The sequence below is a fragment of the Nitrospinaceae bacterium genome (assembly GCA_018669005.1).
GTDB lineage: Bacteria > UBA8248 > UBA8248 > UBA8248 > UBA8248 > UBA8248.
This window is the reverse complement of the sequence record JABJAL010000051.1, coordinates 35,526-58,361: the sequence shown is the minus strand read 5'-3', so window position 1 is coordinate 58,361 and position 22,836 is coordinate 35,526. Positions and strand designations below refer to the sequence as shown.

21 protein-coding genes are annotated in these 22,836 nt (G+C 57.2%); 20 read left to right on the top strand and 1 reads right to left on the bottom strand.

Annotated elements, in window-relative coordinates:
• Positions 1 to 151: 151 nt before the first annotated feature.
• The 14 genes from mfd to HOJ95_06800 all read left to right on the top strand — a co-directional run bounded on the left by mfd (position 152) and on the right by HOJ95_06800 (position 17,593).
• Complete coding sequence (gene mfd, locus HOJ95_06865) at positions 152 to 3,670, top strand: transcription-repair coupling factor (GenBank protein ID MBT6394408.1); 3,519 nt, start codon at positions 152 to 154, stop codon at positions 3,668 to 3,670.
• Positions 3,667 to 4,632, top strand: coding sequence for a hypothetical protein (locus tag HOJ95_06860; GenBank protein MBT6394407.1), 966 nt, complete (start codon positions 3,667 to 3,669; stop codon positions 4,630 to 4,632). The genes mfd and HOJ95_06860 overlap by 4 nt, the downstream gene beginning before the upstream one ends.
• Positions 4,613 to 6,082, top strand: coding sequence for a hypothetical protein (locus HOJ95_06855; GenBank protein ID MBT6394406.1), 1,470 nt, complete (start codon positions 4,613 to 4,615; stop codon positions 6,080 to 6,082). The genes HOJ95_06860 and HOJ95_06855 overlap by 20 nt, the downstream gene beginning before the upstream one ends.
• A gap of 15 nt (positions 6,083 to 6,097) precedes the next feature.
• Positions 6,098 to 6,421 carry an RNA-binding S4 domain-containing protein gene (locus HOJ95_06850; protein MBT6394405.1) on the top strand — a complete coding sequence of 108 codons (324 nt, stop codon included), beginning with the start codon at positions 6,098 to 6,100 and terminating at the stop codon, positions 6,419 to 6,421.
• A gap of 258 nt (positions 6,422 to 6,679) precedes the next feature.
• On the top strand, positions 6,680 to 7,279 hold the full coding sequence (pyrR, locus tag HOJ95_06845; GenBank protein ID MBT6394404.1) for a bifunctional pyr operon transcriptional regulator/uracil phosphoribosyltransferase PyrR: 600 nt from the start codon (positions 6,680 to 6,682) through the stop codon (positions 7,277 to 7,279).
• Complete coding sequence (locus HOJ95_06840; GenBank protein MBT6394403.1) at positions 7,276 to 8,301, top strand: aspartate carbamoyltransferase catalytic subunit; 1,026 nt, start codon at positions 7,276 to 7,278, stop codon at positions 8,299 to 8,301. Before pyrR ends, HOJ95_06840 begins: the two co-directional genes overlap by 4 nt.
• Positions 8,285 to 9,613: a dihydroorotase gene (locus HOJ95_06835; protein MBT6394402.1), complete on the top strand. Its 1,329-nt coding sequence runs from the start codon at positions 8,285 to 8,287 to the stop codon at positions 9,611 to 9,613. Before HOJ95_06840 ends, HOJ95_06835 begins: the two co-directional genes overlap by 17 nt.
• Positions 9,614 to 9,620: 7 nt before the next feature.
• Positions 9,621 to 10,778, top strand: a complete 1,158-nt coding sequence (gene carA, locus HOJ95_06830; GenBank protein MBT6394401.1) for a glutamine-hydrolyzing carbamoyl-phosphate synthase small subunit — start codon at positions 9,621 to 9,623, stop codon at positions 10,776 to 10,778.
• A gap of 3 nt (positions 10,779 to 10,781) precedes the next feature.
• Positions 10,782 to 11,399, top strand: a complete 618-nt coding sequence (locus HOJ95_06825) for a hypothetical protein (protein MBT6394400.1) — start codon at positions 10,782 to 10,784, stop codon at positions 11,397 to 11,399.
• Between the two features lie 160 nt (positions 11,400 to 11,559).
• Positions 11,560 to 11,766: a hypothetical protein gene (locus HOJ95_06820; protein MBT6394399.1), complete on the top strand. Its 207-nt coding sequence runs from the start codon at positions 11,560 to 11,562 to the stop codon at positions 11,764 to 11,766.
• Between the two features lie 290 nt (positions 11,767 to 12,056).
• Positions 12,057 to 12,410, top strand: coding sequence for an endonuclease domain-containing protein (locus HOJ95_06815; GenBank protein ID MBT6394398.1), 354 nt, complete (start codon positions 12,057 to 12,059; stop codon positions 12,408 to 12,410).
• 72 nt (positions 12,411 to 12,482) lie between these two features.
• Positions 12,483 to 13,748: an MFS transporter gene (locus HOJ95_06810; GenBank protein ID MBT6394397.1), complete on the top strand. Its 1,266-nt coding sequence runs from the start codon at positions 12,483 to 12,485 to the stop codon at positions 13,746 to 13,748.
• An 82-nt stretch (positions 13,749 to 13,830) separates the two neighbouring features.
• Positions 13,831 to 17,145, top strand: a complete 3,315-nt coding sequence (gene carB, locus HOJ95_06805) for a carbamoyl-phosphate synthase large subunit (protein ID MBT6394396.1) — start codon at positions 13,831 to 13,833, stop codon at positions 17,143 to 17,145.
• Positions 17,126 to 17,593, top strand: coding sequence for a DUF3465 domain-containing protein (locus tag HOJ95_06800; protein ID MBT6394395.1), 468 nt, complete (start codon positions 17,126 to 17,128; stop codon positions 17,591 to 17,593). Before carB ends, HOJ95_06800 begins: the two co-directional genes overlap by 20 nt.
• Here the strand turns inward: HOJ95_06800 and HOJ95_06795 are convergent.
• Positions 17,590 to 18,345 (bottom strand): class I SAM-dependent methyltransferase, encoded by a 756-nt coding sequence (locus tag HOJ95_06795; protein ID MBT6394394.1) that lies wholly within the window; start codon positions 18,343 to 18,345, stop codon positions 17,590 to 17,592. The two genes, HOJ95_06800 and HOJ95_06795, sit on opposite strands and share 4 nt — an antisense overlap.
• A 69-nt stretch (positions 18,346 to 18,414) precedes the next feature.
• Between HOJ95_06795 and HOJ95_06790 the strand changes: the two genes are divergently transcribed.
• The 6 genes from HOJ95_06790 (at position 18,415) to HOJ95_06765 (ending at position 22,835) form a co-directional block, all read left to right on the top strand.
• The gene (locus HOJ95_06790) at positions 18,415 to 18,690 is read left to right on the top strand and encodes a hypothetical protein (protein MBT6394393.1); all 276 of its coding nucleotides are present in this window, start codon (positions 18,415 to 18,417) and stop codon (positions 18,688 to 18,690) included.
• A 131-nt stretch (positions 18,691 to 18,821) separates the two neighbouring features.
• Entirely contained in the window at positions 18,822 to 19,472 is a 651-nt protein-coding gene (gene fsa, locus HOJ95_06785) for a fructose-6-phosphate aldolase (GenBank protein ID MBT6394392.1), read from the top strand.
• Positions 19,473 to 19,531: 59 nt separating this feature from the next.
• Positions 19,532 to 19,768 carry a zinc ribbon domain-containing protein gene (locus tag HOJ95_06780; protein ID MBT6394391.1) on the top strand — a complete coding sequence of 79 codons (237 nt, stop codon included), beginning with the start codon at positions 19,532 to 19,534 and terminating at the stop codon, positions 19,766 to 19,768.
• Between the two features lie 90 nt (positions 19,769 to 19,858).
• The gene (locus HOJ95_06775; protein MBT6394390.1) at positions 19,859 to 21,112 is read left to right on the top strand and encodes a glutamate dehydrogenase; all 1,254 of its coding nucleotides are present in this window, start codon (positions 19,859 to 19,861) and stop codon (positions 21,110 to 21,112) included.
• A gap of 35 nt (positions 21,113 to 21,147) precedes the next feature.
• Complete coding sequence (locus HOJ95_06770; protein ID MBT6394389.1) at positions 21,148 to 22,062, top strand: ATP-binding cassette domain-containing protein; 915 nt, start codon at positions 21,148 to 21,150, stop codon at positions 22,060 to 22,062.
• A complete protein-coding gene (locus tag HOJ95_06765) occupies positions 22,059 to 22,835 on the top strand; it encodes an ABC transporter permease (GenBank protein ID MBT6394388.1) in 777 nt (258 codons plus the stop codon). Before HOJ95_06770 ends, HOJ95_06765 begins: the two co-directional genes overlap by 4 nt.
• Position 22,836: the final 1 nt, after the last annotated feature.

Genomic DNA, 22,836 nt, shown 5'->3' with positions numbered 1-22,836 from the left:
TCGAATGTCGTACGGGATTTTCTTATCACGGATAAAATGCTTAAGCTGCAACAGGCCTCATCAGCGAGTTCAACTGAGTAGCATCCGGCTCTCAGAGGAGAGCTGGCAACACTGCCCGATTCAAATTTGTTTCTCATCCTCATAGCGGCGCATGAACAATTCCATACACTCTCTTCTTAGTGAACCCTTCGACGCAAAGCATGTGCGGATTCGTGGCGCCGATGAGGCGTCTATTGCCTGGTGGATGTCGAGCCTTGTTCGTGAATTTCATGCGCCCGTTATTTTCGTGGACTCGGAGCCTCGGCGTCTTCGGCAGATAGAATCGAACCTTCATTTTTTTCTCCCTATCGAGGGGGAGGGGTCTTTGCCAATCCACTCCTTCCCGGCGTGGGACGTATATCCCTATGCGCGAATTTCGCCTTCAAGCGAGGTGATGGGTGCCCGGATGGCGGCCCTGGATTTCTTGAGAGCAGGGGGGGCGGGAATTGTCCTGACCTCCCCTGAGGCTTTATGTGGCCGGATACCGCCCCCCGAGCGGCTCCGGGAAAATTCTTTACTTCTTCGAGAAGGCGAGGAATATGACCGGGACGAGCTTCTTGGGAAACTCGAATCCTTGATGTATGTGAGGCGCTCGATCGTTGAATCTCCGGGGGAATATGCCGTACGCGGAGGAATTGTCGATTTTTATTCGCCTCAAGAAAAATCCCCCCTCCGGATCGATCTCAAGGGCGATGAAATCGACTCGATTCGTGAGTTTCACCCACAGACCCAGCGCTCGCTGGGCATCCGCCCCGAGGTCCGCGTTTTTCCGGCGCGAGAACTCGTCTTGACTCCCGAGGATAAAGAGCGGGGCGCGGCGGCGCTCAGGGTGGTGGCCAGCGAGGAGTTTGATCAGGACCGCCGGGTGGAGCGACTTCTTGAACTGCTCGATGCCCAGGGGCATTTTTCGGGGATGGAGGGCCTGGCGCCATTTTTCCTCGATAAGATGGGTACGTTTTTCGATGCCGTGCCGGGGGATGCTTTATGGGTTCTTCATGAGCCTGAAGGGATGGCCGAGTCCGCCGGGCGCTTGTGGGCGGACATTGACGATGAGGCCACGCACGCCGCCGAGCGTGGATTGATTGGATTTGAGCCAGCACGAATGTGGCTCGGATTCGATGAGGTGGAAGAGGCGATATCCCTTTGGCCCCGAATTGAGCTCGATCCTCTGGGGCTGGACGATATCCCCGGTGAGGCGGGTGGTCTAACACTCGCTGCCGAGCGGCTGATGCCTGTGCGCGGGCGAGTTGAGAATTTCGTGACCGAGCTTGAGGGCTGGCTCTCCGGCGGCGCGCGCGTCTCCATAGTTGCCGCAGATAGAACACAGTCGCTGCGCGTGCAATCGCTTTTGCGTGATCGAGGCCTTGGCGTTTCGATTTTACCGCAGGGCGAGAGTCCCCCCGAGGAGGGCGATAAGCTTGTAATTGCCGAGGGGCGATTGAGCGCGAGCGTTCGTCTTCCGGACGAGCAGCGGATCTTTTTCCGGGCCGACGATCTCTTGCAACGCTCCCGAACCAGGGAGAAAAGTCGGGCTGGCAAGATTCCTTCTGGCGAGGGACTCAGCGATATCAAGGTCGATGATTTCATCGTCCACATTGATCACGGTGTCGGGCGGTATCTAGGCGTCAGGGTGCTCGACCATGTCGAGGGGCAAGATGAATTCCTCCACATCGCCTATGCGGGGGGAGATAAGCTCTACGTCCCGATGGACGATATCGACAGGGTGCACATCTATCGTGGGACGGGCCAGGCGCCCGTCCTCGATAAGCTTGGGGGTACGCGCTGGACCAAGGCCAAGGTAGGGGTCAAAAAAGCGCTACAGTCCATCGCTCGAGATTTGGTGCGCCTCTACTCGGAGCGAAGCTCGGTTGAGGGCATCTCCTTTGGCCCGGAGGGCGCTTGGGACGCCGAGGTGGCCTCGGGCTTTGAGTTTGAGGAGACCCGGGATCAGGATCAGGCCATTCGTGATGTTTTAGCCGATATGGAAAAGTCCCGGCCCATGGACCGCCTCGTGTGCGGCGACGTTGGCTATGGGAAGACCGAGGTCGCGCTTCGGGCGGCGGCCCGCGCTGTTTCCTCGGGTAGACAAGTCGCCCTCGTTGTTCCGACAACGCTGCTCGCACATCAACACTGGCAGACATTCGCCGAGAGATTCAAGAACCTCCCCGTGCGAGTGGGGATGCTCTCGCGGTTTCTCAGCCGAAAAGAGCAGGTCGAGGTCGTCGCCGGGGTGACCTCGGGCGATGTGGACATCGTTATCGGAACTCACCGTCTACTTCAAAAAGATGTGGCATTCAAGGACCTTGGTCTTTTGATCGTGGATGAGGAACATCGCTTTGGGGTGGTCCACAAGGAAAAATTCAAGAAGATACGGGTCAATGTTGATGTCCTAACTCTTACGGCGACGCCGATCCCCCGCACCCTTCAGCTTGCCCTCTCGGGGGCACGCGATTTGAGCACCATCGAGACACCGCCTCGCCACCGCCTCGCGCCGAGGACCTACATCTCACGGTTTTCCCCAAAAGTTGTTGCCGAGGCGATTCGACGAGAGATGGACCGGGGGGGGCAGGTCTTCTTTGTCCACAATCGAATTCAGAGTCTTCCCGCTATGGAGAACTTCATCAAGAAAGCTGTGCCCGAGGCGCAGCTTCTTGTTGCTCACGGCCAGATGAAGGTGGGGGCGCTTGAAGAAGTGATGGAGAAATTCGTGTCCCGGAAGGCAGACGTGCTATTGTGTACAGCCATCGTCGAGAGTGGACTCGATATACCCACCGTGAATACCATTCTGATTAGCCGTGCCGACACTTTTGGCATGGCCCAGCTCTACCAGCTCAGGGGGCGCGTTGGCCGCGATCGTTTTCAGTCGCACGCCTACTTGCTTGTGCCGGGCACCGAGGCCCTCACGAGAGAGGCCCGCGAGCGGCTCAAGGCGCTTGAGGAGCTGAGCGAACTTGGCGCAGGCTTTAAGCTGGCGGCGCGGGACCTTGAGATCCGGGGGGCGGGGCATCTTCTGGGCCATCGCCAGTCGGGCCGCATCGCCGCCGTGGGTTTTGATATGTACTGCCGACTGCTTGAGGAGGTCCTGCAGGAGTCGCGGGGCCGCTCCGTCGAGTACAAGGAGCCCGATATTGTCGCGCCCGTGGCGGGCTCTGTGCCCCCGGCGTGGGTCCCCTCCCAGGCAGAACGCCTTGAGATATACCGACGGGTGGCCGCAGCCGCCTCGCCCGAGGAGCTTGGTGAGCTTGAGCAGGAACTATCTGATCGGCTCGGCCCCTTGCCCCCCCGGGCAAAATACCTCTTCGAGCTTGGCGAGCTTCGGGTGCGCCTGCGCCGATGTGGGGTGAAATCCTTCCATATGAAAGGCAAGCAGGTTTTCATTGAAACCTTTCCGGGCGATTATGAACTCTCGGCCGAATTTATGGCCACTGACGGCATGGTGTTCACCGGCACCCACAGCTTCCAGTTCTCGATTAAGGGTAGTTGGGATGATGATTTTGGGCCCTTAATCGAACTGCTCGAAACCTTTGGTTCCTGTGCGGTGGAGGATGAGGACGAGCTTTCGGATAATGGGGGTGAGCAGGATGGTGCCCTGTTGGCGGCATCCCCCGAGGGAGGTAAAGTGGCGAAATGAGATGGGGCGGAAATAAAATAAGGCGCTCTCTTATCGTCGTGGCATCGTCTCTCGCTACGGTGATTTTTCTGGTCGGCTGTGACTCTCGCCCCGCCAGCGAGAACCAAAACGTGGTCGTTACTGTGAATGGCTCGCCGATTACGCGAGAGGATGTCCGGGCGGTGATGTTATCCAAAAGTGGTGCCGGGCGGCTTTCGACAAAAGAGGGCGGAGTTGTCCGGGCGCTGGTCGAGGAACTCGTCGAGCGCCAACTTATCCTCCAGTACGCCCGTCTGGCTGGCAGCTTTATCGAGGAGGCCAGGGTCAAGGCATTGGTCCAAATAATTGCCAGGCAGTATGGTTCCACCGAGGAGCTGGATAGGGTTCTCATCGATGAGGGGATTGATAAAGAGAAATGGATAAAATCCATTCGAGAGACGCTTGAAATGGAGCAGGTGCTTGAAACAGAGATGTCTTCCAAGGTAAAGGTTTTAGAAAATGAAGCGCGACAGTATTATGAGCAAAATAAGGGAGGGTTCCGCCTTGGGAAGCGTTGGCGCGTACGCCAGATCGTCGTTGCCACGGAGGAGGAAGCTAAACGGCTTCGATCTCGCATCACATCCGGTGTGCCTTTTGTCCAAGAGGCGCGCAAATCCTCGATTGGCCTTGAAAGCCATAGAGGCGGGGATATGGGATTGTTCTCCCTGGGACAGCTTCCCAATAATGTTGAGGACGTGGTGCGGATCCTCAAGGAAGGCGAACTCAGCAGGGTGATACAAACATCCTCTGGGTTCCATATTTTTCAGGTGACGGAAAGGCGCTCGGGCGGAGTGCCCCCTTTCGGTGCTGTGCGGAAAAAAATTTACGCCCGGCTTCAGGCCGAAAAGGGTCGCGAGAGTTTGAAAAAACTAATCGCCGGGCTCAGAGGCAAAGCCAAAATTCGGTATTACTGGAGAAATCTCAATGATCGTGCGGCTGGTTAGCTTAATCGTCCTTTTGGCTTTTAATTTGCCTGCAGTGGCTCCTCCGGCAGATGCCAAGTCCATTACTATCGAGAGGATTGTTGCGAAAATTAACGAGGAGATTGTCACCCTTAGCGAGCTTCAAGATTTTATCAAGGGAGAAATGTCGGAACTCAAGAAACGTTTCAAGGGTGAGAACCTCGAAAATCACCGCCGGGAGCTTGAGCTGACAGCCCTCGATTTGCTTGTTGAGCAAAAGCTTGTTTTGCAAAGAGCCAAGGATGCCAACGTCGGCGTGAGCGATAAGGAACTTGAGTCTGCCGTGCAGTCGGTGCTCGACAAAAACGGAATCACCATAGAGAAACTTACGCGCTCTCTCCGCTTTCGGGGAAGTTCTATCGATGCCTTCAAGAAGAAAATGAGCAAGTCGCTTCTTGTCCGAAAAATAGAAGGCCGAGAAGTGAATTTCGGTCTTTCCGTGAATGATGAAGAAATCGTTAGCTACTATAAAGCGAATGCTGATCAGTTTCGCATTGGCGAGGCGAGGCATGTTCGGCAGATTTTCTTGCCGGTCGCCGATAATGCGCCTAAGAGCGAGGACGAGGCGCAGCGAAAAAAAGCAGATGCGGCGCATCAGGCGGCCGTCAATAGTGGCCAGCCATTCGCGGATATCGCCAAAAAATTCTCGGGAGGCCCCGCAGCCGTAAGAAGCGGCGACCTGGGATTTATCAAGAAGGGCGAAATTTTTCCCGAATTCGAGAAAATCGTTTTTTTGCTGCAGGTGGGCAAGATAAGTGATGTGGTTCGCACCCGTGTGGGCTACCATATTATCCTGATTCAAGAGAAACGACCGGGAAAACTCACCCCAATCGATCAGGTATCGGGCAAGATTAGAAACCGCCTGTATGTTGAGAAGAGGGCGAAACGCCGGCGCGAATGGCTAGCCGAACTCAAGCGTGCCGCGTTCCTTGAAATAAATTTCAACCCTCATGCCGTGAAAGCAAAACTGGAAACCGGGGCTATAGAATCTATATTCCGTGATATCCGAGAGCAAATTTCGTTTCGCCTCGTCGCTGTCAAGCTCCTCGGTGCATCGGATTTGCTCGGGCGCGAAAAACTGTTCTGGACCTACGGATCGAGCCGCCGCGATGAGCGCTGGGAGTCTGATGCACTCAAGGTAGATGAAAAGCTCGGGCTAGGACGCGATGAGATAGGTACTCTTGAGAGCATTGAACGCGATTTTATTAATCCCGATCCGGGGACGAATCTCTATATTTACGAGTATAATTATCTCCTGCCGAACTCCTATCTCGGTAAAATTAGTTTTGCCGACCTCATCAAGGCATTTTCTCTTTCTCCCGACAAAAAAAATATCAAAGTGGCAACCGACGAAAACAAGGTGAGGCTTGAGTTCGAGGTCAAGGTGGAGAAAACCCGGAGCATCGTCGCCGATCCCAAGGAATTTAAATAACTGAGCGCTCCTGTGTTGCGACTCGATCTCTTTCTCACCCACAGCCGGTTGGTGAAAAGAAGAGGTTTGGCCCAGGCTCTCATCGAGGCCGGTGGGGTGCGAGTGGGCGGTGTGCCTGCCAAGGCGGGCCGGAAGCTCTCTGAGGGCGATGAAATCGAACTCACCCTTGGCGCCCGGGAACTAAAGGTGCGCGTCATGAGCGTAGAGGGGCGGCGCCAGTCGAAAGCCCAGGCCCAAGAGCTTTATGAGGTGATCGAGGAGCACTGGAGCGAGGCCCCGCCTCCTGCCGAGGAGGGCGAGGGGGCTGATGGTCCCATCGATTTTTTGGCGGGGCGCTAGTTTCTCCCTTGATCGGCGGGAGCAGGACTGGTAGATTCCTGATCGGTCGGGCGAATTGAGTGGCCCGCCGCCCGAAGAAAATTGTAAGGCTTCCAACTTTAATGCTGTCCCGAGAGACGGCCAAGGAGGATGCCGGGATGAGAACCCGACACTGGGCCCAGTGCCCGAGAATTTTATCTGCAAGCGCGCCTCCGTTCCGGATGGGATGGGGGCTTTTTTTCGCTCATCTCGCTTCTCTATCCAGGGGGAGGCGGGTCGATGCGTGAAGAACTAGGCGCCGAGCAGCTTAGCCGGACCCTCAAGCGCCTCTCTCACGAAATTATCGAGCAGTCGGGCGACATGACAATGATCGCCCTCGTCGGGATTCGCACCCGGGGGGTTGGACTGGCCGAGCGTCTGGCCGGGGTCATCGAGGAGCTTGCCGGTTTGCGCCCGCCGGTGGGGGCGCTCGACGTGACCCTTTATCGAGATGACCTGGATCTTGAGGGGGACGCCCGCCGAAAGCTCCAGAGGACGGACCTGCCGTTTTCTTGCGCGGGAAAAGATATTGTCTTGGTGGACGACGTGTTGTTCACAGGCCGGACTGTTCGGGCGGCGCTGGCCGCGCTGGTGAATTTTGGCCGCCCGAGGTGTGTTCAGCTGGCAGTTGCCGTGGACAGAGGGGGGCGCGAGCTTCCTGTCCGGGCAGATTTTATCGGGCGCAACATCGCCACTATGCCGGATGAGGAGGTGCTGGTCCTCCTTGAGGAGAGCGACGGGCGCGACGCCATCGTTGTCCAAGATTCACCCGGATTCGCGAAAAAACACAAACCCAAGGGATTCAAGATGCCGACAGCAGCCCCGGAGGATAAGCCATGATGCCGGAACCATATCGCCGAAAAGATTTACTCTCCATCCGCGATCTCTCGCCGGGCGAGATAATGTTTCTGCTCGACATGACCGACTCGTTTCGCGAGGTGAATGAGCGCGAGATTAAAAAAGTGCCCTCCTTGAGGGGCAAGACCGTCGTAAACCTGTTCTTTGAGCCCTCAACGCGCACGCGCACGAGTTTCGAGATTGCCGGAAAGCGCCTTTCGGCCGATGTCATCAACATCGCCGCCTCGGTGAGTGCCGCAAAAAAAGGAGAAACCCTCCGCGACACGGCGCGCAACATCGAGGCCATGGCCACCGATGTGGTTGTCGTGCGGCATTCGGCCTCAGGGGCGCCAGCTTATCTCGCTGGCGAGCTTAACTGCGGGGTCGTCAACGCAGGGGATGGCTGTCACGAGCACCCCACCCAAGCGCTGCTCGACCTCTACACCATTCGGGAGCACAAAAAAGAATTCGGCGGCCTCCGTGTGTCGATTGTCGGCGACATCGCCCGTAGCCGGGTGGCCCGCTCGAACATCATCGCGCTCTCAAAACTCGGGGCCGAGGTGATGATATGCGGCCCAAGGACGATGCTTCCTGCCGAGGCCGAGAGCCTGGGCGCGCGAGTGACAACGCGAATCGAGGAGGCCATCGAGTGGTCGGATGTGCTCATGACGCTGCGCATCCAGCTTGAGCGCGGGGCAGGCGCCGCCTTCCCGAGCGCGAGGGAGTACGCCGCCACCTACGGTATCAACCGAAAGCGCCTCCAGGGCGCAAAACCCGATTTGCTCATCATGCACCCTGGGCCCATCAACCGGGGCGTCGAGCTATCCCCTGACGTGGCTGACGGGCCGTTTTCAGTAATCCTTGAGCAGGTTGAGTACGGCGTTGCCTGCCGGATGGGGATTCTCTACCTTCTCGCCGGGCAGTACGAGGAGAAAGGCAGCTCCGAGCCGGGCGGACCCGAGGAGGGCGGACCGGCCGAGACCCAGCCCCAGAGCTCGGAGGTGCGCGATGCCGTTGCTCATTAAGGGCGCCCGCGTCATCGATCCGGCTGTAGATCTTGACGATGTTCTAGACATCTTGATTGAAGAGGGTCGCATCGCACGGGTGGCAAATGAAATCTCATCAGATGGGGCTGAAGTTCTCGATGCCTCGGGACTCATCGCCGGCCCCGGCTTTATCGACATGCACGTCCACCTCCGCGAGCCGGGCGAGGAATATAAAGAAGACATCGAGAGCGGGTCGCGCGCGGCGGCGGCGGGGGGCTTTACCGCCATCGCCTGCATGGCGAACACCGACCCGATAAACGATACGAGTTCTATCACCGAGCGCATCATGAAGCGCACGAGGGAGGCCGCTGCCTGCCGGATTCACCCCATCGGCGCGGTCTCCGAGGGGCTTGGTGGCGAGCACATCACCGAGATGGCCGACCAAAAGGCGGCGGGCTGCGTCGCTTTTTCTGACGATGGCCTACCCGTCAAGACGGCCCAGCTCCTGCGCTCGGCGCTTGAATACGCCGGTATGCTCGGGATGCCCATCCTCGATCATGCCGAGGACATGTCGATGTCCCAAGGCCAGGTGATGAACGAGGGGACAATTTCGACGGCGCTGGGCCTGGGTGCGAACCCCACCGCCAGCGAGGACATTTGCGTCTTTCGGGACATCCGCCTCGCAAAACTCACCGGCTCGCCGCTACATATACTCCACATCTCCTCGGCCGGGGCGGTCGAGCTTGTCCGCCAGGCAAAACGCGAGGGCGTGCCCATCACCTGCGAGGCCACCCCCCATCACTTCACCCTGACCGATGAGGCGATAGCGGGCTTTAACTCTACGGCCAAGATGGCCCCGCCGCTCCGCTCGGAGGCTGATCGGCAGGCGCTTCTTGAGGGTTTAAAGGACGGCACCATCGACGCCATCGCCTCGGACCACGCACCCCACTATGAGGCCGAGCTTCAGGTTGAATTCGACGCCGTGCCCTTTGGGATTGTCGGGCTCGAAACGGCGGTGCCGCTAGCCATGGAAATTCTGGTCCACGGAGGCGTGCTGACGCTGCCTGAGATGATAGCGAAATTCACCTCGGGCCCGGCGCAAATCCTTAATCTTCCGGGCGGCACGCTTAAAGAGGGCGCGCCGGGAGACGTAACCCTTCTCGACCCCGAGCGAGTCTACGAAGTTACGCCTGAGCGCTTCGAGAGCCGGGGGCGCAACACCCCCTTCGCCGGACGAAAACTAAGGGGCTGCGCCGCCGCCACCGTAGTCGCAGGAAAAATCGTCATGAACCAGATTGCAGGCGATATGGTTATCAACACGGATGTGGAAATTTCCGCAGGAAAGGTTTAAACGCAAAATGAGTGAAAACGGATTTAGAAATATTCGCCCGGCGGTGCTGGCGCTTGAGGACGGGCGCACTTTTCGGGGCCGCGCCTTTGGCGCTCCCGTGGACGCCGAGGGCGAGCTTGTCTTCAACACCGCGATGACGGGCTATCAGGAAATTGTCACCGATCCCTCCTACCGGGGGCAGATGGTGATCATGACCTACCCCCACATCGGCAACTACGGCACAACGCCCCTGGATGATGAGTCGCGCGGTGCATGGGCCGAGGCCTTTATCGTCAAAGAGCTGTGCCGCGACTACTCGAACCACCGCGCCGGGGGCGATTTGGGCGGCTACCTAAAAGAGCGGGGCACCCCCGGCATTGAGGGAATCGACACCCGCGCCCTGACGCGCCACATCCGGGAGAAGGGGGCGCTTAAAGCTGTTCTCTCCTCGGGTGAGCCCGGCTGGGCTGCGCTTGATGACGGCACGCTCGATGAGGGTGAACTCCGAGAAGGAGTTCTCGATGAGAGCGCCCTCGTTGCCCGCGCCCAGGCGAGCGCGGGGCTCGATGGCAAAGACCTGGTGAAGGACGTCACTTGCGAGGCGGCGCATTCTTTCGGCGAGCGAAAAGGGCGGCCCCTTTGCGTTGCTTATGATCTTGGGGCGAAGCGAAATATTTTTGAGCAGCTAGCAGAGCGCTTTGATCTTGAAATTGTGCCTGCCAGGGAGAGCGCCGAGAGCGTTCTGGCGCGGAACCCCAAGGCCGTATTTCTCTCGAACGGCCCAGGGGATCCCTCGGCGCTCGGCTACATCGTCGAGAATGTCAGGAAACTTCTTGGCCGGGTCCCCGTCACCGGCATATGTCTTGGCCACCAGATCTTAGGCCAAGCCCTTGGCGGGAGCACCTTTAAACTAAAATTTGGCCACCACGGTGCGAACCACCCGGTACAGGATAAGGCCACAAAAAAAGTTGCTATCACTTCTCAAAACCACAGCTTCGCCTTAGAGCCATCATCGCTGCCCTCTGATGTCGCCGTCACCCACGCTTCCCTCAACGATCAGACCTGCGAGGGCCTGCGCTCGGACACCCGCCGGGTGTTTAGTGTTCAGTACCACCCCGAGGCCTGCCCCGGCCCGCACGACGCGCGGGAGCTTTTTGATGAGTTTTATGGGTTTTGTGTGGGGTAGGGGATGCTTATTTCTGATGATTGTCTCGATATTGAAAGAGTTTTCATGGACCCATCAGACTCCCAATCTGATGAAAGAAGACCTGTGCTTTATTTGCTTCGTAGAGACCTGAGGGATCAGTATGGCGAAGAAAATGACCCGGCAGGAACCGTAAAGTTGAAATCTCCTTTGCTAATTTGTTTAGGCATCATGATTGGATTTGAATTGCTCACAAAAATGTACTCTGGCAAGGGTAAATTTAATGAGCCAGGAGAAGGAACGAAAGAAGTAAAAATATTCATGAAGGATATTCTGGATTTGGGAGGACAAGAGGCAAGTGCACTAATTAATTTTCGTCATTCACTTGTGCATTCATATGGCCTCGACATTGGAGAAAATCAAATTCTGACAGTGGATGACGAAATAACTTCTGCCCATAGAGAAATGTCGACCAGCAATCTAGGTAATGGAAAACAAGAAATTTATATAAATATTTGGCATCTAAAAAATTTGTTTGTCCGGGCAATCAGTGAATATAAAACGCGCCTTCTGGCCGATCAGAAATTGGTAATTAACTTTGTGAGTTGCTTGAAGAATCTTGGTGAAATTCAAATTAAAGAGAGCGTAAAAAGTAGACTGTGAGCCTGTCATTCTGAACGAAACGGAGCGAAGTGAAGAATCGGCTGTTGTGAAAATGAAAAGGCAGATTCTTCGCTGGCGCTCAGAATGACAACCAAGGATCAAAGATTTAAAAGAGAGAAGGAAGGAAATTATAACCCCCGCCGCCAAAGGAGATTCGCCAATGTTCTCCACATGGATCAGACGGTTCAGAGTGCTGCCGGTGCCGCTTTTGTACGGGCACGTTACGTCGAAATTTCTGGGCGGGGTGGCATTAGGGTTTTTGATAGCGGGCTACGCGGGAGGCGACTGGACCAGGGCCGGCTGGTGGACCCTCGCGGCCTCGCTGGTGGTTTCGATTCCGAGCACGAAGCGGATTTTGATGGGGTAGGAACATCAAAACCTCCCTCACCCTAACCCTCTCCCGGGGGGAGAGGGGACGAAGGGCAAAGGCTTTGGGATTGATGGGTTGAGGTTGGTAGTGGATTTATTCGAATCTGGATTTGTAGGAAATTATTTTATCCCGGAATGAGTAGCGGAATTGATGAAAGGGATTTTGCTCCCTCTCCCTTCGGGAGAGGGTTGGGGTGAGGGAATGAATGGAATAATCAAATCATTGTTCTTGTTCATGAATTCTGCATAGTTGGGGTGAGTGAATAGCAGCGAAGCTGGAGAGTATTTATGCCCAAGACGCCGCTCGATGAAAAAATGAAGGACCGCTCTCGCGAGCTTAGACGAGAATCGACCGAGGCGGAGCGAAAACTCTGGCGACATTTGAGAGACAGTGGATTAGGTGCGAAATTTCGCCGCCAGCACCCAGTTGGGCCGTTCATCTTAGATTTTTGCTGTCATGAGGCGCGGCTGGCAGTAGAACTGGACGGCGGCGGTCACATAGAGCAGGCCGAATACGATGCAGAAAGAACAAAGGCGCTTGCGGTCGAGGGTATTCGGGTAATTCGTTTTTGGAATGCTGATGTAATGAAAAATATCGAGGGTGTTTTGGATCGGATACGAGATGCCCTTGGCGAGAAGTGAATGAAATATTTTCTCCCTCTCCCTCCGGGAGAGGGTTGGGGTGAGGGAAGATGTTGAAAGACAGGAGAGAGATTGAGCATTTCTAGTGAACATGCGCCCGAGCCGCGCTACGGCTGGGTGATGGTGGCGGTGGCCGGAACTTTTATGATGATGGCGGTGGGTTCGATGTCGGCGCTCTCGGTGTTCATGAAGCCGCTCACCGCCGAGATGGGGTGGTATCGGGGGGAGACCTCTTTTGCCTATTTGTCTGCTGCGCTGATTCTCGGGGCAGGTGGCATTTTAATGGGCCATATGTCGGACCGCTATTCGGCTCGCCCGGTAGTTTTGGCTGGCGCTGTGATTTTAGGGGCCGCCTATCTGCTCTTGGCCCGCCAGGGCTCGCTCACCCAGTTTTATATTTTCTCAACCCTGATGGGCCTGGGGGTGTCATCGTTCCAGGCACCGCTCATTTCGAGCGTTGGCAACTGGTTCACAAAAAATAAGGGTCTTGCCCTCGGCATCGCCTCGGCCTGGGGGGGGCTCGGCAACGGGGTTGTGCCCTTCACTGTTGCCTACCTGATTTCACTCTCGGGCTGGCGCGGGGCGTATAGCGCATTGGGCGTTTTTGCGCTGGTGGTGTTGGTGCCGCTGGCTCTGTTGATTCGGCGAGCGCCTGCGGCTGGAGAACAACCTGAGGCCAGAGGACACTCAGCGGAAAGGGAGAGCCCACCTGCGGCGGTCGCTCAAGAGGAAACTTTTTTGCTCTCGCCTATGGCTGTTAGCGCCTGGCTCGGCTCGGCGGCGATTTTTTGTTGCATTTCTATGGCCACCCCCATGCTCCATCTGGTGGTGTTGGCACAGGACAGAGGGATTGCGCCCCAAAAGGCGGCTGGTATTCTTTTAATCATCGCAGTGGGCAGTTTTTTCGGGCGGATCACCTACGGGAGAATCACCGATTCAATCGGGGGGCTGCGCACTTATATGCTGGCCTCGATATCTCAAACCATTCTGGTGTTCTGGTTTACGCAAATGACCTCGCTGACGGGATTCTACACCCTCGCCCTTGTCTACGGCTTTTTCTATAGCGGCGTGATGATTTGTCTGGTTATTTGTGTGCGGGAGTTTGTTCCCCTTCGCCGGCGGGGTGTTTCGACGGGGACTGTTTTTTTCTGCGGATGGCTTGGTATGGGGATTGGCGGCTGGCAGGGGGGATTTTTTTTCGACCTGACGGGTGCCTACACGGTTTCGTTTGGGGTGGCGGCGCTGGCCGGGGTAATTAACCTATCGATTCTTTATTCATTAAAACGCTACTTTGAACGGCAAGAGTTTCAACTTATAAACGCTGAGGCCCCAGCCTAATAGGTCGTGACCTAACAGGTCGTGGCAGAAGCGGGCGGTATAATTTTTCGACTATGAGTTAAGGGAAGGGTTTTTTCACGAGATGCCAAAAAGATTAGACATTAAGAAAATCATGGTCATCGGGGCGGGCCCCATTGTCATTGGCCAGGCGTGTGAGTTCGACTACTCGGGCACCCAGGCGTGCAAGGCGCTGCAAGAGGAGGGCTACGAGGTTGTTTTGGTCAACTCGAACCCGGCGACGATCATGACCGACCCCGAGGTGGCGGCGGCGACCTATGTCGAGCCGGTGTCGGCTGAGGTGGCCGAGCAGATTATTGAAAAAGAGCGGCCCGATGCGCTGCTTCCCACGATGGGAGGGCAGACGGCGCTCAACGTCGCCGTCGAGTTGGCCGAGGCGGGGGTGCTTGAGCGCTATGGCGTCGAGCTTGTCGGGGCCAAGCTCCCGGCGATTCAACGGGCCGAGGATCGCGAACTGTTTAAAAAGGCGATGGAGGAGATTGGGCTCAATGTCCCCAACAGCCAGACGGTTAACACGATAGAGGAGGGCCGCATCGCGGCGGGGCTCATCGGGTTTCCCATGATATTGCGGCCTGCTTTCACGCTGGGCGGAAGCGGGGGGGCGGTCGCCTGGCGGGCAGAGGAGTTTGAGGGCCTATTGGAGTGGGCGCTCTCCGAGAGCCCGACGCAGCAGGTGCTTTTAGAGGAGAGCGCGCTGGGCTGGAAGGAGTATGAACTCGAAGTCATGCGCGATCTGGCCGACAACGTCTCGATAATCTGCTCGATAGAGAATTTCGACCCGATGGGGGTGCACACGGGCGACTCGATTACCGTGGCGCCGGCGCAGACGCTGTCCGACACCGAGTTTCAGATGATGCGAGATGCGGCGGTGGCGATTATTCGCAAGATAGGGGTCGAGTGCGGGGGCTCGAACATTCAATTTGCCCTTGACCCGAAAGATGGGCGGATGATCGTTATTGAGATGAACCCCAGAGTTTCGAGAAGCTCGGCGCTGGCCTCCAAGGCCACAGGTTTTCCCATTGCGAAGATTGCGGCCAAGCTCGCCATCGGGCTCACCCTGGATGAGATACCCAACGACATCACGAAAAAGACACCGGCATCGTTTGAGCCCGCCATCGATTATGTGGTGACGAAATTCCCGCGCTTCACATTCGAGAAATTCCCCGAGACACCGGCCGTCCTCGACACCCAGATGCGCTCGGTGGGCGAGGTGATGAGCATCGGGCGCACGTTCCGCGAATCGCTCATGAAGGCCCTGCGCTCACTTGAAATTGACCGCTATGGGCTGGCGGATCCAGAGCCCGAAAAATGGGCGGTCATGGATTCGGGGGAAAAAGAGGCGGTCTTGGTGGAGTCTCTCCGAACGCCGGGCCCGGATCGCATATGGCAGGCGGCGCGGGCGATACGAGAGGGCTGGAGCCGGGAGCGTATCCATGCGGACTCGAAGATTGATCCTTGGTTCTTGGCACACCTAGAGGAGCTTGTGGCTCTTGAGGTCGAAACAAAGGCACCCGACCTGCTCAAGAACATGCACCGCATGCGCCTATTGAAGGAAAACGGATTCTCCGACAGAGAAATTGCCGCCGGGCAAGGGGTGAGCGAGGGCGAGGTCCGGGAGGCGCGCTGGCGCATGTCCGTCAGGCCCGTCTACAAACAGGTGGATACCTGCGCCGCAGAGTTCGAGGCGCAAACCCCCTACCTCTATTCTACCTATGAGCAGGAAGACGAGGCCCCGCGCACGGACAAAGAAAAGATCATTATCCTCGGAGGGGGCCCTAACCGCATCGGCCAGGGCATCGAGTTTGACTATTGCTGTGTCCACGGGGTAATGGCGCTATCCACTGCGGGATATGAGTCGATCATGGTGAACTGCAACCCCGAGACGGTGAGCACCGACTACGACACGAGCGACAGGCTCTACTTCGAGCCGCTGACGCTTGAGGACACGCTTGAGATCATCGACCGCGAGCGGCCCAAGGGGGTAATCGTTCAATTCGGCGGGCAGACCCCCCTCAAGCTCGCCCTTGCGCTTGAGGAGGCAGGTGTTCCGATCTTGGGTACCTCGCCCCAGAACATCGACATGACCGAGGACCGGGAGCTATTCAGCCAGCTTATCGACCGCCTGGGGCTCACCCAGCCACCCTCGGGCACGGCGACCAATACGCCCTCGGCTCTCGAAATTGCCGAAAAGGTGGGCTATCCGGTTCTCGTGCGCCCAAGCTATGTGCTTGGCGGTCGGGCGATGCAAATCGTCCATGATGCTGGAGAGCTTGAGACCTACATGAGAGAAGCGGTGCGCGCCTCGGCCGAGCGGCCCGTTTTGATAGACCGATTTCTGGACGGCGCCATCGAGGTGGATGTGGATGCCGTCTCGGATGGCGAGCAGGTGATCATCGCGGGCGTCATGGAACACATCGAGGAGGCTGGGGTGCACAGCGGGGATTCAGCCTGCTCCTTGCCCCCTTATTCACTGTCAGATGATGTGGTCGAAGAATTAAAGCGACAGACGAGGATATTGGCTAAAGCTGTTGATGTTAAAGGACTTGTGAATGTTCAATTTGCCATTTTCGAGGGGGGCGTATTTGTCATCGAAGTAAACCCGCGAGCGAGCCGGACGGTGCCTTTTGTGAGCAAGGTGGTGGGCACACCCTTCGCCAAGGTGGCGGCGAGGGTGATGGCTGGAGAGCGATTGAGCGAGTTGGGTATTGTCGAGAACACTACGCCTCCCCACTTCGGGGTCAAGGAGGCGGTCTTTCCCTTCAAAAAATTCCCGGGTGTTGATGTCCTGTTGGGCCCCGAGATGAAATCAACGGGCGAGGTAATGGGGATGGCGGTAGATTTCCCGACCGCGTTTCTCAAGGCCCAGCAGGGGGCCGGTGCTGTCGTGCCCTCGAGCGGGCGGGCGTTTGTGTCGGTTCGAGATGAGCACAAGGAGGCGGCCCTTGCCATTGCGCGCGATCTCGCCTCGCTGGGCTTCGAGATTGTGGCGACCTCAGGGACCCGAGCGATGCTTGAGGCTAGGGGCGTCTCTGCGACGCACGTTTATAAAGTTACCGAGGGTGAGCGGCCACATATCGTGGATCGTATGGAGGCGGACGAAATCGATTTTGTCCTCAACACCACGTTCGGCAAGCAGTCCCGCCAGGATAGTTTTTCCCTCAGGCGCACATCGTTGCTCCGAAATATTTTCTACTGCACGACTATCCAGGCCGCACAGGCCGCAGTGGGTGCAATTCGCTCCCTGCATGGCGGCAGGGTAGGGGTTCGCTCGCTTCAGGACTACAACTCCGGGGCGGCCCCAACCGGGACAGTCCCAACCGGGATGGCCACAAACGGGGCGGTGCCGCCGACGGGAGCTGATGACGCCCTCGACCGCTAAATTGCGCGCCGCGCTCGCCCTTGCGGCGGTTCTCGTCGCCAAATTTCTGGTCGTAGGGCTGCTGGCAGCAGGATTGCTTTCGACAGGCTTGCTAACTGCGGCGGTCGCCACCGACCCTGCCGGAATCGATGCCCGGCAGGCGTCTGTGGAGCGGCGATCTGGTGTATGGCTCAGCTCCGGGGGTGAGGTTGTTCGTTTGCTAAAGGACGATTTGAAGGGCAGCCGGCATCAGCGTTTCATCATCAGGCTCAAAGGTGGCCAGACCCTGCTCATCAGCCACAACATCGATCTCGCGCCGAGGGTGCCGCTAGCGACGGGAGATGAAGTGGAGGTCAGGGGGCGCTACGAGTGGAACGCCAAGGGTGGGCTTCTGCACTGGACCCACCATGATCCGGAGGGAAAGCGACCGGGCGGCTGGATTCGCTTGGAGGGGAATGTCTACCGCTAGGGTTGAAGATGAGGCCTCTCGCCGAGGGCGATGAGGCGGGGCCTGCCTTCCTCAAGGGCCGACGCATTGTAGTCACCGTAGAGCCGGATACGGCTGAAGCCCGCCTCCTCAAGAAGATTCTTGAGGGCATCGGGCTCATAGAGGCGAACTGAGTAGAAGAACTTGCGCTCGGGTTTTCCGGGGTGGCGCAGTGTTCGGCGAATCTCGTACCGTTCGCCCTCGGGAGTCTGTACAATGCGGCTGGCCTCGGTAATTTCGGCGCCTTTAATATTGAATGTGGCGTCTGGTGGCTGGTTGGCCCGCAGGGTGGCCGGCAGCTTGATGTCGAGATAAAGGCCCCCGCCGGGCCTGATGACGCGGCGGGCCTCGCGGAGCGCGTCAAGATCCTCGGCCGAGCTGTCGAAGTAGCCGAACGAGACGAACATGAAGGTGGCGGCGTCGAAGGCGCCCTCTGCAAAGGGTAGCCGTCGCACATCGCCTCGGACCCAAGTTCCTGTGGGTTGCCTTTGGCGGGCGAGGGCAAGAAGGCTGGGGCTGAAATCAAGGCCCACGGGGTTGTGTCCGCCCTCGCGCCAAGAGAAACTGTGTCGACCGTAGCCGCAGCAAAGATCGAGGATTTTCGAATGTGGGTCCAGATTGAGCAGCAATTCAGCAGAGGTGGCCTGGATCTCGGTCACCGACTCCTCGTAGGTCTGCATGATTGGGTAGTCTTCATCGAAGCCCGTTTCAAACCAGGGCCGCTCATCTGTCATGGGTGTCTCCCGTTTAAAGTGGGGCGCGCCGAGCAGATGTGTTGCCATCGCCACCAAGGGGCATTGTAGATGATTATTCGAATAATTATTTACGCTCTGATTTTTTATGCAATTTTTTATGCCTTAAAAGGCCTTTTTGGCAGCATGTCGAGGCAGATGGAGGGCTCTGGCGCAGGGGATGATGTTGCGGACGATGAAATGCTTATTTGCCCCGAGTGCGGGAGCTATTTTCCGACATCGATAAGTGTGCCAAAGCGCGTAAGGCGTGAGCGGCTTCTTTTTTGTGGTGAGGAGTGTGCCAAAATTTACGGAGACCGTGGCGGGCCTCAAGAGGAAAGTGAATAAGAAATAGTACTATTTGTATTTTTGGGGAGTGTCGAGTAATCTTTTTTATACGTTAAGGCCGACTGCCCGCATCGGCGTCTCGCAGATGGCGCACGATGTCCGGTCGAAGTTAACCAGGAGGCAGGGGAAATATGAAGATTTTTGCCGATAGCGCTAATCTTGAGGATTTGGAAGAGGTGGCCTCTTTCGGGGTTGTCGATGGGGTGACGACGAACCCCTCGCTCATTGCGAAAGAGGGGGCCGACATTCACACCCGGATTCGCCAGATATGTGAAATCATTGACGGGCCCGTGAGCGCCGAGGTCATTGCTACGGCCTGGGAGCCCATGGTTGAGGAAGGGCGCGAGCTTGCCGCGATACATGAGAACGTTGTGGTCAAGGTTCCCATCGGCCCCGAGGGCCTACGCGCCGTCAAAAAGCTCAGCGAGGAGAGTATTCGCACGAACGTTACGCTGATCTTCAGCCCAACCCAGGCGATTCTTGCCGCCAAGGCGGGGGCCTCGTTCGTTAGTCCCTTCGTGGGGCGGCTCGACGATCTTGCCCAGCCGGGAATGGAGATGGTCCGCGACATTGTTCAGGTTTTTCACAACTACGATTTTGCCACCCAGGTGCTCGTGGCGAGCGTTCGTCATCCGATTCATTTTCTTGAGGCGTGCAAGATGGGCGCGGATGTCGCAACTATTCCGCCTCAGCTCATCCCCCAGCTTTTGAAGCATCCGTTGACCGACATTGGGCTGGAGAAATTTATGGCGGATTGGCACAAGGCCTCCCAGCAGGCGTAAGTCGGTTTATAGTGACTGAAAAAAGTCTGATTCAAGAATGTTGATGAAGGAGAGTCGAAATGCCTATGTATGAATTCATTTGCGCCGAATGTGAATCCGAGTTTGAAAAGATCGTGGCCTCGGTGGATGCCGTATCATCCGTCGATTGCCCCAAGTGTGATTCGGGGAAAGTTCACAAGAAACTCTCGCTCTTTGGTGTGGGCGCAAACAAGGGGGCCTACAACCCCAGCTCGTCCTACACTAGCGGATTTGCTGGCGGCGGGGGATGTTGTGGCGGTATGTGCTCGGGCCATTAGTGCTTTCCGGCGGGTGAAATCTGCCCGGTGTTGCCGCCGCTAGATAATACTCCGCCCCAAAGTTAATCGTGTCAAAGAAAGGGTATGTCTATGCCGGCGGGAGCAGAAGAACACGTCAGTATCGGTCAAACAGCTCAGACGCAATTCAACACAGCCGCCGAGGCGATGAACCTCGACGATGAGGTTCGCACCCTTCTTTCTACGCCATTTCGCGAAATTCAGGTCGAAGTACCCATAAGAAAAGACGACGGCACTCTTAGTGTCTATACCGGCTACCGCGTTCAGTTCAACGGCGCACGAGGGCCCTTCAAAGGAGGGCTCCGCTACGCGACCGATGTGGACACGGATGAAGTGCGTGGCCTTGCCGCCCTGATGACCTGGAAAACGGCCCTTGTGGATATCCCCTTTGGAGGCGGAAAGGGCGGCATCAACGTCGATGTTAAGGACCTTAATGTTTATGAGCTTGAGCGTCTTACCCGAAAATTCATATCCCGGATAAGTCGCATCCTCGGACCCTACCGCGACATACCGGCCCCCGATATGTACACGAGTGCACAGACCATGGGCTGGATCTTCGATGAGATCAGCAGCAGGCAAGGCTATAGCCCTGCCTGCGTGACAGGAAAGCCCATCGCGCTGGGCGGCTCCCAGGGCAGAGAGGCGGCCACTGGCCGAGGCGTCGTCATGGTGTTCGAGGAGATAGCGAAACTTGAGGGTTGGGTGCCTGCCGATATGACAGCTGCCGTCCAGGGGTTTGGCAACGTTGGCACCTTTGCGGCAAGGTTTTTGGGTGAGCTCGATGTCCGGGTCCAGGCCATCTCGGATATCACTGGCGCCTACTTCAATGAAAAGGGCCTCGATATCAAGGCCGCGCTCGCCCACAGGTCAGAGGTCGGCTCTCTTGATGGGTTTCCTGGCGGAGAGAAAATTTCGAACGACGAGCTTTTGACCCTCGATGTGGATATGCTCGTGCCGGCGGCGATGGGTGGTGTCATCAACCGGGACAATTCCGATCAGATTAAAGCGCGCATCGTCCTTGAGGCGGCCAACGCGCCTTGCACCTCGATAGGGCAGATTCATCTTGAGGAAAAGGGTGTGTACATTATCCCCGACATTTTGGCGAACGCGGGCGGTGTAACGGTTTCCTACTTTGAGTGGGTGCAAAACATTCAACAATTCAAATGGGACGAGGATCATGTAAACCGCGAGCTCGGAAAAATCATGGCGGCCTCGACCCGAGCTGTGCATGCCTCGGCCAAACAAAGAAATGTTTCACTTCGCACTGCTGCATTCATTATCGCAATTGAGCGCGTGGCTGAGGCCGAAAGTCTTCGAGGCGTTTAGAGCGAACTATTTTTTGATCTTGTGAAGGTGTTTTTTTGGCCGAACTAGACATCGACGCGCGCGGCCTTTCAAAATCATTTGGCGACCTCAAGGCCGTTGACGGCATCACTCTTGAAATCAGCCGGGGGGAGTGCTACGGACTGCTGGGTCCGAATGGCGCGGGCAAAACGACGGCTATCCGCATGATTCACGGCGCCACCCGTCGTGGAGGAGGCGAGCTTCGCGTCCTCGGGTTCGACGGCACCTTTGAGAGCCGCCGGGCGCGTGAGGGGATGGGGATCGTCTCCCAGGAAGACACCCTCGACAGCGAACTCACCGTCTACGACAACATGTGGGTATTCGCCAATTATTTCGGCATCCCGCGCCGTCGCTCCCGGGAGCGAATCGAGGAGCTTCTAGACTTCGTTCAGCTCAGAGAAAAATGGGGCGAGCAGATCAAAACCCTCTCTGGCGGGATGAAGCGCCGGCTGCTCATAGCGCGCGCGCTCATCCACCGGCCCCGGCTTCTCATTCTCGATGAGCCCACGACGGGCCTTGATCCCCAGGCGCGGCATCTCGTCTGGCAGCGCCTCCGCGAGTTGAAGAGCGGGGGGCTGACGATTCTCCTCACCACCCACTACATGGAAGAGGCGGCGCAGCTCTGCGACCGCATCGGGGTCATGGACCAGGGGCATATTCTTGTCGAGGGCTCGCCTGCGGCGCTGGTGAATGAGCGGGTGGGAGAGGAGGTCATTGAACTCAGGGGCGCTGGGCGCGAGCGGGCGGTGAAAGCTCTGGGCGAGATGAGCCTTGATATCGAGAGCGCCGGGGATACTCATTATGTTTATTGCCGGGACGGGGCCGAGGCTGCGCGGCGTCTGCTTGCGGCAGGCGAGGAGGATTTTTTGAGGCGACCGGCCTCGCTTGAGGATCTTTTCCTCCGCCTGACGGGGAGGGACCTGCACGAATGATTGGCCGCGACAATCTTCCTAGCCAAAGGGCGCTCAGGGTTTGGCTGCGCCATCTGATCCAGTACCGCTCGTTTTTTTTGGCCGAGTGGGCGGGAAACTTTGGCGAACATGTGCTTTATCTTCTTGCCTTTGGTTACGGGCTCGGGCGGCTTGTGCCCTCCATAAGCGGGGTGAGCTATGCCCAGTTCATCGGCCCCGGCCTCGTCGTCTCGATTGCGATGTGGACCTCGACGTTTGAGTCGACCTATGGGGCTTATAATCGTATGCGCATCCAAAAAACCTATGAAGCGATGATGTCGTCCCCGCTCTCGCTGGGCGATATCGTCCTGGGGGATCTGCTCTGGTGCGGGACGCGTGCGATCATCGGCGCAACGCTAATGATGATTGTGCTCGGCCTATTCGGGCTCATCGGCTCGCCTTGGGCGCTGGCGGTGCCGCCCGTTATTTTCATCGTAGGGCTTATGTTCGGCTCGCTGGGTCTCATCACGGCGGGCCTGGCGCCGAGTTTTTCGTTTTTTAGTTTCCATTTCTCGCTCATCGTCATGCCGATGTTCTTTTTCGCCGAAACTTTTTTCCCGCTCAAAGGCTTGCCCGTTTGGATGCGCACCTTCTCTCAGATGCTTCCCCTTACCCACGCCGTCAAGATCGTGCGTGGGCTGATCATCTTTGGCGAGGTGGAATCATTCGTCTGGCATTCTTTCGTCCTGGTCGCATGCACGCTGGTTTTCATGATGCTCGCCTTGATTTCGGTAAGCCGCCGGATGGTGGACTGAC